This window comes from Enterobacter ludwigii (genome assembly GCA_023023105.1).
GTDB lineage: Bacteria > Pseudomonadota > Gammaproteobacteria > Enterobacterales > Enterobacteriaceae > Enterobacter > Enterobacter adelaidei.
Genome location: CP083824.1, coordinates 268,729 through 281,224, shown reverse-complemented (window position 1 = coordinate 281,224; position 12,496 = coordinate 268,729). Strand labels below are relative to the sequence as shown.

Sequence of the window (12,496 nt, the reverse complement as noted above, 5' to 3'; positions counted from 1 at the left end):
TTTCTTCCTCTTAGTACAACGGCGATGCCGGTAAAAAAAGCTCCGTCAGTATTAACGGTTTACCGCTCAGGCGAAGGCGGGAACGACGCCCCCACAGTTCGGCATCACGACCAATCTCAATAAAATCTCGGGTAAGCTCAGACGAGGTGAAAAGGTAACGCCCCAGAGGCGTTTTCCCCAGCCGTTGCAGCGCCAGCTCGGGCCCGGAAAGGGTAGATTCGGGCACCACCGTCCGCCCGGCAAGCCATGGCTCGCCATCAGCGCAGAGTAAAATTTCACGCAGCCAGTAACGTGGCTCTTGCGGCAATAGCGGCAGCTCGGCAGCAATCTCATCGCCAGAGACAAACCCTTCCTGAATCAGGGTCACCGTGACCGTTTTACCCTGCTGCTCAAAACGTTTCGTCATGGAATCTTCCAGCAGCAACCAGTCCAGTTGCTGCGGATCAAGCGCAGGTATTTGGTCGAAATAGCGCAGCGCACGCAGTTGCGTTAGCGCAGGGTGTGACATGCCAGACTCTCCGATACATAACGTGATGGCATTGTATCGCAGAAAAGCAGATTGAGGGCGGCCAAACGTTATTTAACGATCACTATCGCAACAAGAGCGCAACAGCCCGGAGAATACCAAAAAAAGTGCGCCCACTCAGGCGCACCAAACTACTAACAAATCAGCACTGTGGGGAAACGGTTACCCCTTGCCTTTTACACTGCTGATAAAGGTGGAACGGGCAGTGGTTGAACCTAAACGTTCGGCTTCATCAAGCAGTTTCAGCGCTTTATCGACATCGCCGCGCTTCACCGCCTGCTTAATGGCGTTGTTGAAGTACTCTTCGGTGTCGTTCAGAACCGGTTCAGCTTTCTTCGATGGGGCTGGTGCAGCGGCGGCTACCGGTGCGGCAGCGGCTGTGGCGGCTGGAGCGGCATACACAGGCGCGGCTGTATTGCCTACTGTGACAGGGCCAGTACCGGAAGAGCCAAACAGTGGGCCAACCAGCACGCTGGATGCATTGTTTGTTGAGACTTTCAGCTTAAGCAAACCGTCGGTGACGTGACGCGCTAATGGATCCGGAATATCCGGAACCGAGTTGCCGGTGCCTTTCGCATAGGCTTTTGCCGGATCGATAAGCTTAGTGGTCTGCTGCAGATCTTTTTCGGTCGTGAAAACCAGAACATAAATCTTCTGCTGACCCAGGGCAGGCGTCAGGCGCATTTTGCCTTCCAGACGGTCGGCGCTCATCACGCCTGGTTCCTGGTAACTAAAATATTCGCTTGGGAAGAAAGCAGATGGCGTCAGGTTCTGATCCAGAATCAGTACGTTAGGTGCGAAGACGCTGGTTTGCTTGTTCACTTCGCTGGTCAGCGTCAGGGTTAGCTCACCAATGTTGGCCGGCACGCTGTAGGCGGCAACCGGCCCGGTGATCCCCGGCACGTTCAGTTGCTGGCCGCCCGTAGAAAGCTGTGTCGACTGCGTTTTGGATTGATCAACTGGCGTCCAGGTCAGTTGCTGGAGCGCCGCCGCCGGGATAGCCGGCGCAGCGCTGGTATTTTGTGGTACGAAATTCACGTCTGCAAAGGAGACCGCCGGAACACAGGCCATCAGCCCCGCAGAGAGGCACAGCGCGACGAGACTTTTCTTCATTTTCATTGTTATTACCTCTGATAGCGTGAGCACTGCGGTGGCCAGGCAATAGCGCGCAGCACCCTAAGGATAGAGGGGCTTGCGCCCCTCTTTTAGGTCATTACGTCAGGTCTAACGAATTACCACCAGATTTCCATCTGGGCACCGAAGGTCCACTCATCAGAGTCGCCGCGGCTGAAGGTTTTTGCGGACGTGTCGCTGTACGCAATACCAGAGTCATAGCCTGCACCGGAGTCGCCGTTCGCGTAGCCCCATTTTTCATCCCACTTCGCGTAAGTTGCGAAGACACGGATAGCTGGACGGGACCAGATGCTGTCGCCTGCCTGCCATTGTTGTGCCAGGGTGATTTTGTACTGACTGTTGGTGTCGTCGGTTTTCTGAGACTTAACGTTGTCGTAGCCCACTTCTAACAGGGTGCTCATGATTGGCGTCCATTTGTACATAGGACGCACACCGACGGTCCACCATTTGGTGCCGTTGTTGTTATCCAGGTTGATGTCCTGGTACATACCTACGTACATCAGATCCCAGGAGTCGCCCAGAGAGATCGCACCGTGGTCCAGAACACGCCACATGTCGCCGTTGTTGTTGATGCTACCACCTTCCGGACGGCCCTTGCCGTTGGAGGTCATAGAGTCAGTTGCGTACTGCAGCACAAACTTGTTAAAGCCCTTCAGCATGCTCTGGGTATGTTCAGCGGTGAACATCCAACCGTCTTTAGATGCGCCAGGCTGCAGGTAGTAGTCATCTGGAATATTGGTGTGACCATAATCAACACCGAACTCCAGCGTACCGCCTTCATTGACCTGCATCTGTGCTAAACGGACGTCGAAGACATCGTTCGGTACCAGGTTGTCATAAATACGGTTACCCAGCGCGTCACGATCGGCAAAGGTCGCTGAACCGCCCGCTTCGGAAGAACGGGTTGCAGCCAGAGAGAGCTTACCGAAGCCCAGGTCGATGTTTTCGATACCCGCACCAGGACCAGAAATATCCCAGTAGTAGAAGTCGATCATGTGAACGTCATGACGCTGATAGAAGCGCTTACCGGCCCAGATGGTGGAACCTGGCAGTGCGTCAATCAGGTTTTTACCCTGCACGTTAGCTTCACGGAAGGCCGGGCTGGTAGATTCCCAGTCGTTCTGCTGAGAGACGGAATACGCAACGTTGGTGTCGAAATAGAAGCTCTTATCGCCTTCTTTCCACACTTCCTGGCCCAGTTTCAATTCCGCATAGGTTTCACATTCGTTACCGAGACGGTATTTACTTTGTGCACCGGTTGCCTGGAAACACTGTTGCTCACCGCCACTCCCTGTCCAGCCAATGCCGGAACGAGCATAACCTTTAAAGTCCACAGCACCCGCCTGGGCAGACAGGATGCCTGCCGCAATGGCGATTGCCAGAGGGACTTGTTTGCGCAGAGTAATCATCATTCTATCTCCTGAGATCATTGCTTTTCTTTGAACACTTCACCTGTCGGTTTCGTGTCTTCTATTGGGATTGCTTAAACGCCTGGCTCTTTGTGCAACCGACGACATGCAGTGCCATCCTCACGGAACAGATGGCAACGCTCTGGCGGCAAGCCGATAGCGAATGTGGCACCCTCTTCTACCAACACCACGTCATTCTGGCGGTAGACCAGGTTCTGACGGATGGCGGGGATCTGGATATGAATCTGTGTTTCGTGACCAAGCTGTTCGACAACCTGAACTTCACCTTCCAGCGTCACATCGGCGATGTGGCTCGGCAGCAGGTGCTCAGGACGAATACCGAGGGACATGTTTGCCCCTACCTGTACGTTGGCGCTGTCAACAGGCAGCCAGACCTGCTGGCGGTTTGGCAGCTCCACCTGTACCTGTTCGATCGCAGTTGCCGTCACTTTGACGGGCAGGAAGTTCATCTTTGGCGAGCCAATGAAGCCCGCAACAAAGCGGTCTGCCGGGTAGTGATAAAGCTCGAGTGGTTTGCCCACCTGCGCCACGCGACCGGCGTCCAGCACCACAATTTTGTCGGCGAGGGTCATCGCTTCGACCTGATCGTGGGTGACGTAAATCATCGTGCGGCCAAGACGTTTGTGCAGACGGGAGATTTCAATACGCATCTGGACACGCAGAGCGGCATCCAGGTTGGAAAGGGGTTCATCGAGCAGGAACACGCGCGGTTCCGCCACCAGCGTACGGCCAATCGCCACACGCTGACGCTGACCGCCGGAAAGCGCTTTCGGTTTACGCTCAAGCAGGTGCGCCAGCTGTAATACTTCCGCCACCTGCGTGACGCGCTGGTTAATCACGTCTTTCTTCGCACCCGCCAGTTTCAGGCCAAAGGACATGTTTTCGGCAACGGACAGATGGGGGTAAAGCGCATAAGACTGGAACACCATGCCTACGCCACGTTCGGCAGGCGGGATGTCGTTCATACGGGTGTCACCAATAAACAAATCGCCACTGGTGATCGTTTCAAGACCGGCAATCATACGCAGCAGAGTAGATTTACCGCAGCCTGATGGGCCGACAAATACCACGAACTCACCTTCGTGGATGTCCAGATTGATGTCTTTCGACACCACAACGTCACCCCAGGCTTTCGTTACATTACGCAGCTGTACGCTCGCCATGCCCTTCTCCCTTCGTTACAACCTGTCGCCGACAGAAACATTCAAGATAAGTTCACTATGGGGTATCCATTACTTTCCCGAATCCTCCACCCCCCGGCTTTTTTATGGGGGAGGAGGCGGGAGGATGAGAGAGCAGGCTCTGCGACCGCGGCTGGAGGGCTGAGGCGAAATTCGTGAAGCCACCTGCAAAATTCAGTGTGTTTTTATGTGCGCCAGCACTCATAACTTAAATTTATGCAACGAAGATCACACAAACCGGGGGTGGGGCGTAGGAGTTGGGAGGATGGAAAGAGGATGTCAAATAAGGAGACTGAGTCACGTTGAACCACCTCATTGTATCCACGAGCACATCACCAAAAAAGGATGGCAGATATGAAGATCAAGACTGGCGCACGTGTTTTCGCATTGTCCGCCCTTGCAGCAATGATGATTTCCGCACCGGCTCTCGCCAAAATTGAAGAAGGTAAGCTGGTAATCTGGATTAACGGCGATAAGGGCTATAACGGCCTGGCCGAAGTGGGTAAAAAATTCGAGAAAGACACCGGTATCAAAGTGACCGTAGAACACCCGGATAAGCTGGAAGAGAAATTCCCACAGGTTGCAGCAACCGGTGACGGCCCGGACATCATCTTCTGGGCGCATGACCGTTTCGGTGGCTACGCGCAGTCGGGTCTGCTGGCAGAAGTCACGCCGGACAAAGCCTTCCAGGACAAACTGTTCCCGTTCACCTGGGACGCCGTTCGCTATAACGGCAAGCTGATCGCTTACCCAATCGCGGTTGAAGCCCTTTCTCTGATTTACAACAAAGACCTGGTACCTAACCCACCGAAAACCTGGGAAGAGATCCCGAAACTGGATAAAGAGCTGAAAGCGAAAGGTAAGAGCGCGCTGATGTTCAACCTGCAAGAACCATACTTCACCTGGCCGCTGATTGCTGCGGACGGCGGTTACGCGTTCAAGTTTGAAAACGGCAAGTATGACGTGAAAGACGTGGGCGTGGACAACGCTGGCGCGAAAGCGGGTCTGACCTTCCTGGTTGACCTCATCAAGAACAAACATATGAACGCGGATACCGACTACTCCATCGCGGAAGCGGCGTTCAACAAAGGCGAAACCGCGATGACCATCAACGGTCCGTGGGCCTGGACCAACATCGACAAGAGCAAAATCAACTACGGCGTGACGCTGCTGCCAACTTTCAAAGGCAAGCCGTCTAAACCGTTCGTTGGTGTGCTGAGCGCGGGTATCAACGCGGCAAGCCCGAACAAAGAGCTGGCGAAAGAGTTCCTGGAAAACTACCTGCTGACCGATCAGGGTCTGGATGAAGTGAACAAGGACAAACCGCTGGGTGCCGTTGCGCTGAAATCCTTCCAGGATCACCTGGCAAAAGACCCACGTATTGCGGCCACCATGGATAACGCTCAGAAAGGCGAAATTATGCCGAACATCCCGCAAATGGCGGCGTTCTGGTACGCCACCCGTACTGCGGTCATCAATGCGGCAAGCGGTCGTCAGACTGTTGATGCCGCGCTGAAAGATGCGCAGGGTCGTATTACTAAGTAAGTCTGAAAAACGGCGGGTGGCGCATGCGCTTACCCGCCCTACGACTACGGCACGATCCGTAGGTCAGGTAAGCGCAGCGCCACCTGACGATAAGTTTCCACCGTTGTAGAGGAAGAACCCCATGGATGTCATTAAAAAGAAACGCTGGTGGCAAAGCGACGCGCTGAAGTGGTCAGCGATAGGTCTGCTGTGTCTGCTGGTGGGTTACCTTGTTGTTTTAATGTACGTACAAGGGGAATATCTGTTTGCCATCATGACGCTGATTTTAAGCTCTGCTGGCCTGTATATTTTCGCCAACCGTAAAGCCTATGCCTGGCGCTATGTCTACCCGGGCGTGGCCGGGATGGGGCTGTTTGTTCTCTTCCCGCTGATTTGTACTATTGCCATTGCGTTTACCAACTACAGCAGCACGAACCAGCTTGCGCAGGAACGTGCCCAGCAGGTCCTTCTGGATCGCTCTTACCAGGCCGGCAAGACCTTTAACTTCGGCCTGTATCCTGCCGGTAACGAGTGGAAGTTAGCGCTTACTGACGAAGCAAGCAGCAAATACTATGTCTCCGACGCGTTCAAATTTGGCGGCGAGCAGAAGCTGACCTTAAAAGAGGCCGCAGCGCTGCCGGAAGGCGAACGTGCCAACCTGCGCGTCATTACCCAGAACCGTCAGGCGCTGACCCAGCTCACCGCCGTACTGCCAGACGAAAGCAAAGTGACCATGAGCTCACTGCGCCAGTTCTCCGGCACGCAGCCTCTCTACACGCTGGCGGATGACGGCACGCTGACCAACAACCAGAGCGGCGTGAAATATCGTCCGAACAACGACATTGGTTTCTATCAGTCCATTACTGCCGATGGCAAATGGGGTGATGACAAGCTCAGCCCGGGCTATACCGTCACCATCGGCTGGGACAACTTTACCCGCGTGTTTACCGACGAAGGCATTCAGAAACCGTTCTTCGCCATCTTCATCTGGACGGTGGTCTTCTCGGTTCTGACCGTGATCCTGACCGTGGCTGTGGGCATGGTTCTGGCCTGTCTCGTGCAGTGGGAAGCCCTGAAAGGCAAAGCGATTTATCGCGTACTGCTGATTCTGCCGTATGCCGTACCGTCGTTTATTTCGATTCTGATTTTCAAAGGGCTGTTTAACCAGAGCTTCGGTGAAATCAACATGATGCTGAGCGCGCTGTTTGGTATCAAACCGGCCTGGTTCAGCGACCCGACGACTGCCCGTTCGATGATTATCATCGTCAATACCTGGCTGGGCTATCCGTACATGATGATCCTGTGCATGGGGCTGTTGAAGGCGATCCCGGACGATCTGTACGAAGCCTCGGCGATGGACGGAGCGGGTCCGTTCCAGAACTTCTTTAAGATTACGCTGCCGCTGCTCATTAAGCCGCTGACGCCGCTGATGATTGCCAGCTTCGCCTTCAACTTTAACAACTTTGTGCTGATTCAACTGTTGACCAACGGCGGCCCTGACCGTCTTGGCACCACCACGCCGGCGGGCTATACCGACCTGCTCGTGAGCTACACCTACCGTATTGCTTTCGAAGGCGGCGGTGGTCAGGACTTCGGTCTGGCGGCGGCGATTGCCACCCTGATCTTCCTGCTGGTTGGCGCCCTGGCGATTGTGAACCTGAAAGCCACACGAATGAAATTTGACTAAGGAGGGCATCGATCATGGCTATGGTACAACCCAAATCTCAGAAACTGCGCCTCCTGGCGACGCATTTAGGCCTGCTGATTTTTATTGCGGCGATCATGTTCCCGCTACTGATGGTCATCGCCATCTCCCTGCGTTCGGGTAACTTCGCCACCGGGAGCCTGATCCCGGACGAAATCTCCTGGGAGCACTGGAAGCTCGCGCTGGGCTTCAGCGTGGAACACGCAGATGGTCGCGTCACACCGCCGCCGTTCCCGGTGCTGTTATGGCTGTGGAACTCGGTGAAAATCGCCGGGATCACCGCGATAGGTATCGTGACGCTCTCCACCACTTGTGCGTACGCTTTCGCCCGTATGAAGTTCCCGGGCAAGGCCTCACTGCTGAAAGGGATGCTGATTTTCCAGATGTTCCCGGCGGTACTGTCGCTGGTCGCGTTGTATGCCTTGTTTGACCGTCTGGGCCAGTACGTGCCGTTTATCGGCCTGAACACCCACGGTGGCGTAATCTTCGCCTATCTTGGCGGTATCGCACTGCATGTGTGGACCATCAAAGGGTATTTCGAAACCATCGACGGCTCGCTGGAAGAAGCTGCGGCACTGGATGGTGCAACCCCGTGGCAGGCGTTCCGTCTGGTGCTGCTGCCGCTGTCGGTGCCTATCCTGGCGGTGGTGTTTATCCTGTCGTTTATCGCCGCCATCACCGAAGTGCCCGTCGCTTCTCTGTTACTGCGTGATGTGAATAGCTACACGCTGGCCGTCGGTATGCAGCAATACCTCAACCCGCAAAACTACCTGTGGGGCGACTTTGCCGCGGCGGCCGTGCTCTCCGCCATCCCGATTACCGTGGTATTCCTGCTGGCGCAGCGCTGGCTGGTGAATGGCCTGACGGCGGGCGGTGTGAAAGGTTAAGTTTCATTTTGTTATGCCACTGCAACCCTCAACTTTAGACGTATTGTATTGACCCAACTTGTGACTGTTATTAGGCGGCCTCCGGGCCGCCATTTTTTTATTCGCGTTTCAGCCGCTTCGAGTTACACAGCCAGAGGGTGATTACCAGCAGCAGGATCGCCGCCGAGTAGATCAGCACGTCGAGCGGGGATTTATGATCGACGATGATCAGCCGCACTATCGCGGTGATCCCAATGTAGACGAAATAACGCAGCGGGAAGTGAAAGCCGGACTGAAAGTACTTCACAATCAGGGCGATAAATTCAAAGTAGAGAAAGTAGACCACCAGTCCTTCCACCAGCGCATATTTGCTGGTTTGTTCAGGGGCAAACAGCACATCCGCCAGATGCACCGTCTCTTTTCCCAAAAAGACGACCAGTATCAGTCCAAGGCTCAACAGACCGAGGTTCAGCACGGTCTGGAGGATAGTTGAGATAAACTCAACGCGCGGGCGAGTCAGGGATGTCATACAGCACCTCATTCTCCGGGGCGAGGTTCCTGTATAACGCAAAAATGTGACGGAGATCTATATTTTTTGTTTATATTTCGCGCGATCGCCCGGTGGTGAAGTACCACCGGGCTGGTCAGGCATCAGCGGAAGTTAATGTTTTTATCGCTGGTCATATCATACAGCTGGAACTTACGACCCAACTGCTGACCCCCGTCGCGCGTCAGCGGCGTCCAGCCAATCGCCGCACGGCTGCGGGTTGGGCCTGACGAGAACAGATCCAGCGGAATCGACACGTATACGCCTTTGGTGAAGTCCCCTTCCCCATATTCGTCCGGCGAGACGTTGGTGATGGTGGCATAACCGCCCACCACGACGCCGCTGTCAAAGTGTTTAGATATATCCAGCGTGCCGCCCTTATCACCCGCCAGGTACTGGCCGACGCTGGCTTTCACCAGTACGTCAGGGGCAAATGACGGTGTCCAGTAGGCGGTCAGATGACCCGTTTTGACGCTATAGTCGGTGAACTTCATCATGTCCTGGGCGCTGCGCCAGTCACGCTGTTTGACATAGTTGGCATCAATCCCGAACGCCCAGTTGCTGTCGACAGGACGATAAAGCACTTCTGCCCCAGCGCCGCCGAACATGGTTTCCAGATATCCGCCGTACACCTGGCCGTAGAAGCCGTTGCCGAAGTACTGGAAGTAGTTGGCCTGCAGGTTGTTCACATAGACATTATTCTGCACATACTCACGCACGCGGGTGCGCACGCGCGGCAGCGTCGAGTCATTTGGCGGATTGGTGTAGTTGAACTTGTCGTAGTTGTTAGCAATGTTGCCAAACAGGCTACCGGTGGTCAGCAGGTGGTCGGTGAGCCACAGATCCGCTGTCGCCATCGCGCCCAGCTGATACATGTAGAAGTTCTCTGGCCCGCCGACGGACTGATTCAGCACCGGATCGATATGGAAATCGAAGCGCGACTTGTCGATATACCAGCCCTGCTCGGTGGTATCTGGCACGATCGGCTCTACGCGTTTTTGCACCAGCTCGGTTTCATGCCCGAGCGGTTCACCTTCCAGATGGCGCTTGAGGCTGGCGACGTCCGTTTCCGTCGTCACCTGCGGCAGGTTGAGACGGTTCTCCGTCACGCGGATCGTGCGGATCCCATCCGGGAGATCGTTCATGACGATCCGGTTGGCGCGCTCGATCCCTTCACGCGAGTCGCGGTATTTCACATGCTCGCCGGTAACGTACAGCGTATCGCCTTTTACCTGAATTTTCGGATCCGCCAGACCCGCATTATATTTCAGCAACGTCAGCTGGTTTGCCACCACCGAGTGCTGCAGGATGGCGTCCTGCGGCTCCGGCTGGTATGCAGGCCGTGCGTTATCGTTGTAGTGCGGGCGCATGTCGTTGAAGTTAGTGCGCAGCGTGAAGCCAAACATGAAGGTATTGCCACGCTCGTAGCTGAGGTTAACGTCGGCCCAATCGGTGACGCGATAAATGGCGCCGACGTTAAACTTGCTCTTCTGTTCAATCTTGCCAGCGAAATCCTGCGAGTAGTCATTCCCTTCATACTCCAGCTTCAGGCGCAGCGGCTGCCAGGGTGTCTGGTATTCGACGCCACCAAACAGCGACGCCGGTCCGTGGAACATCTGGTCGCCGTTGATCGAACCCGCTTTCTGGTAACTATTATCGCGGTAGCAATATTTATCGCTGTAGGAGCAAAACGGGTTTTTGACGTTGCCGCTGGTACCGAGATAACCCCAGCCCAGACCGAGTGAGAAATCAAATGGTCCCCAGGCTTTACTGGCAACGATGTATTCCGCATCAAACAGACCGGTACCGCCGATATCTTTTGCGCCGACGGAGACCTGCGGCATCCAGTAACTCTCTTCCCACAGACGTACTTTGAGGTCGAAGGCTTTATCTTTGTAAGTCTGATCGCCGGAGAACGCCTCTACGCTGCTGTACTGTTTCGTACGCACGTCGGTATAGCGCAGCGTGGTTTCAAGCCACGGAAACAGTTGCACCGACGCCGAGTAGTAGCGGTATTGATCGTTATCGCGATAGTTAAGGCTCAACTCACCCTCACGCGCCATACGTGCGGTGGGCGTTTGCAGTAAACCGACGCCACCGAAGTCTGACTGGGACGGGCCAATAGGTGCCGGATACGTTTCTGCATGGCAGGCGGCACTCACACAAAGTGCCAGCATGCTGTAGAGATAGGTTCTTTTCATTATTCCGGAATCCGCTGTATCAGGGAGCGAAGGATATCGGCGTTAAGTCCGTCATACCCCTTCGTCCAGAAATGGTCGGCAAAACCGACAAAAATGATGCTGCCAGGCATAGGTTCGATATGGCGTTTGTTCCAGTAGGCCACTGGCGCTTTTTGTGTGTGCCCGTCAGGGTAAACCACCCAGGCGTAGCTGTTATCCGCACCGCTTAACAGGCTCTGCTCGTCGAGATAGCTCGCCACGTCACGACCGGGCGTAAAGGGCTTTTTCCCGGGGTGGCTGATAAGACCAAAAACGGTGATGGTTGAGGGTTGTGCAGGCAGCCAGAGCGTGTATTCCCCTTCCAGAGCCGGGTTACCGTTCTCCGACACGCGCACGTCATCTGGATCGAGGTTCACCGGCAGCCGACCGGTGATTTTCAGGGCCTGAACCTGCTGGCGAACGCTGTTAATCGCCGCCGCATCGTCACCCTCTTCCTGCTCCGCTAATCCCGTCAGCCTGGCGAGGAGCGCCTTGTATTGTTGTTCCGCTTCAGCGGTTTTCTGGCGTTCAGCGATCACCGCGCCAGGCCACCAGCTGTTCGCCAGTCTGGGCTGGCCGACGAGATCGAACAGATGCCCGGCGTTGGTCAGTGTTTTGGGCTGCGTGCTGTCCGGGATATAGACCTTCACCGTTCCGGCAGACCAGGCAAGCGGCGCGGCAAAACTGGCGATCAGCGCCACGCGAATAAGTGTTTTCATGATTTCGCGGCCTTGATAAGCGTAGTTTTGACCGGGAAGAATCCGGCTCCGAGATACTGCAGGGACTGACGGATTTGTCCGTCATCGTCGACCCAGAAACGGTTATGCCACGTGGCCTGGTCGGTGATCACTTCTTCATCGAGCACGCGAACCTGGGTTTTGTCACTTCCCACGCTGACACTGTCCGTCCCCTCCCAACGGAAGGTGGAGCGTGCGGTGGCGTAACGCACCTGTTTATGCTCGGTCCAGCCCATCGTGCGCGTCCAGCTTGCGCCGTCGGTGATCTGGTTGGGTTTGATAAGCGGGTCAGCAGCGATATTGTTCACCTCAAGCAGGTTGTCTCCACCCAACAGGGTTTTCACGAGACGTCCATGCTGCGTCACGATGGTGGCCTGATCCTGCGTCACCCATTTCTGCTGCCCGTTTTCATCGAAAGCGAGCACCACAAACAGTTGCGGGCCATCGTTTAACTGCATGTACTGGCTGGCATACGGCATGTTCTGAAGTTCATCATCGGTCAGATGTACACCCGGTGTGCCGAACATGCTGTCCCACAGTGAGTTCCCCAGCCCTTTGGTGGTGGCTGAGCACGCCTGCAAGAGCAGGCAAATCATGATGATTGCAGGTCGCTTCACGACTCTTCTC

Annotated in this window: 11 protein-coding genes; 3 read left to right on the top strand and 8 right to left on the bottom strand. The window is 55.2% G+C overall.

The genetic code is table 11. The features are described 5' to 3' along the window. Positions 1-10: 10 nt before the first annotated feature. The 4 genes from ubiC to malK all read right to left on the bottom strand — a co-directional run bounded on the left by ubiC (position 11) and on the right by malK (position 4,253). Positions 11-508, bottom strand: coding sequence for a chorismate lyase (ubiC, locus tag LCD46_01270; protein UOY71008.1), 498 nt, complete (start codon positions 506-508; stop codon positions 11-13). Between the two features lie 180 nt (positions 509-688). Further along, positions 689-1,645 (bottom strand): maltose operon protein MalM, encoded by a 957-nt coding sequence (malM, locus tag LCD46_01265; GenBank protein UOY71007.1) that lies wholly within the window; start codon positions 1,643-1,645, stop codon positions 689-691. A gap of 113 nt (positions 1,646-1,758) precedes the next feature. Further along, entirely contained in the window at positions 1,759-3,072 is a 1,314-nt protein-coding gene (locus LCD46_01260; GenBank protein ID UOY71006.1) for a maltoporin, read from the bottom strand. A 71-nt stretch (positions 3,073-3,143) separates the two neighbouring features. Further along, the gene (gene malK, locus LCD46_01255) at positions 3,144-4,253 is read right to left on the bottom strand and encodes a maltose/maltodextrin ABC transporter ATP-binding protein MalK (GenBank protein UOY71005.1); all 1,110 of its coding nucleotides are present in this window, start codon (positions 4,251-4,253) and stop codon (positions 3,144-3,146) included. A 372-nt stretch (positions 4,254-4,625) separates the two neighbouring features. Here malK and malE point away from each other — a divergent pair, with 372 nt between their 5' ends. The 3 genes from malE to malG all read left to right on the top strand — a co-directional run bounded on the left by malE (position 4,626) and on the right by malG (position 8,387). Next, a complete protein-coding gene (gene malE / locus LCD46_01250; protein UOY71004.1) occupies positions 4,626-5,816 on the top strand; it encodes a maltose/maltodextrin ABC transporter substrate-binding protein MalE in 1,191 nt (396 codons plus the stop codon). A gap of 121 nt (positions 5,817-5,937) precedes the next feature. Beyond that, on the top strand, positions 5,938-7,482 hold the full coding sequence (gene malF, locus LCD46_01245; protein ID UOY71003.1) for a maltose ABC transporter permease MalF: 1,545 nt from the start codon (positions 5,938-5,940) through the stop codon (positions 7,480-7,482). Between the two features lie 14 nt (positions 7,483-7,496). After that, positions 7,497-8,387 carry a maltose ABC transporter permease MalG gene (gene malG, locus LCD46_01240; GenBank protein ID UOY71002.1) on the top strand — a complete coding sequence of 297 codons (891 nt, stop codon included), beginning with the start codon at positions 7,497-7,499 and terminating at the stop codon, positions 8,385-8,387. Between the two features lie 97 nt (positions 8,388-8,484). Here the strand turns inward: malG and psiE are convergent, their stop codons facing one another. The 4 genes from psiE to LCD46_01220 all read right to left on the bottom strand — a co-directional run bounded on the left by psiE (position 8,485) and on the right by LCD46_01220 (position 12,486). Beyond that, positions 8,485-8,895: a phosphate-starvation-inducible protein PsiE gene (gene psiE / locus LCD46_01235; GenBank protein UOY71001.1), complete on the bottom strand. Its 411-nt coding sequence runs from the start codon at positions 8,893-8,895 to the stop codon at positions 8,485-8,487. A 122-nt stretch (positions 8,896-9,017) separates the two neighbouring features. Beyond that, a complete protein-coding gene (locus tag LCD46_01230) occupies positions 9,018-11,114 on the bottom strand; it encodes a YjbH domain-containing protein (protein ID UOY71000.1) in 2,097 nt (698 codons plus the stop codon). Further along, the gene (locus tag LCD46_01225; GenBank protein UOY70999.1) at positions 11,114-11,851 is read right to left on the bottom strand and encodes a capsule biosynthesis GfcC family protein; all 738 of its coding nucleotides are present in this window, start codon (positions 11,849-11,851) and stop codon (positions 11,114-11,116) included. Before LCD46_01225 ends, LCD46_01230 begins: the two co-directional genes overlap by 1 nt. Beyond that, positions 11,848-12,486 (bottom strand): YjbF family lipoprotein, encoded by a 639-nt coding sequence (locus tag LCD46_01220; GenBank protein ID UOY70998.1) that lies wholly within the window; start codon positions 12,484-12,486, stop codon positions 11,848-11,850. Before LCD46_01220 ends, LCD46_01225 begins: the two co-directional genes overlap by 4 nt. Between the last annotated feature and the right edge of the window lie 10 nt (positions 12,487-12,496).

Coding starts and splice junctions, on each gene's coding strand:
- ubiC (UOY71008.1), bottom strand. CDS start 508: ATGTCACACCCTGCGCTAACGCAACTGCGTGCGCTGCGCTATTTCGAC.
- malM (UOY71007.1), bottom strand. CDS start 1,645: ATGAAAATGAAGAAAAGTCTCGTCGCGCTGTGCCTCTCTGCGGGGCTG.
- LCD46_01260 (UOY71006.1), bottom strand. CDS start 3,072: ATGATGATTACTCTGCGCAAACAAGTCCCTCTGGCAATCGCCATTGCG.
- malK (UOY71005.1), bottom strand. CDS start 4,253: ATGGCGAGCGTACAGCTGCGTAATGTAACGAAAGCCTGGGGTGACGTT.
- malE (UOY71004.1), top strand. CDS start 4,626: ATGAAGATCAAGACTGGCGCACGTGTTTTCGCATTGTCCGCCCTTGCA.
- malF (UOY71003.1), top strand. CDS start 5,938: ATGGATGTCATTAAAAAGAAACGCTGGTGGCAAAGCGACGCGCTGAAG.
- malG (UOY71002.1), top strand. CDS start 7,497: ATGGCTATGGTACAACCCAAATCTCAGAAACTGCGCCTCCTGGCGACG.
- psiE (UOY71001.1), bottom strand. CDS start 8,895: ATGACATCCCTGACTCGCCCGCGCGTTGAGTTTATCTCAACTATCCTC.
- LCD46_01230 (UOY71000.1), bottom strand. CDS start 11,114: ATGAAAAGAACCTATCTCTACAGCATGCTGGCACTTTGTGTGAGTGCC.
- LCD46_01225 (UOY70999.1), bottom strand. CDS start 11,851: ATGAAAACACTTATTCGCGTGGCGCTGATCGCCAGTTTTGCCGCGCCG.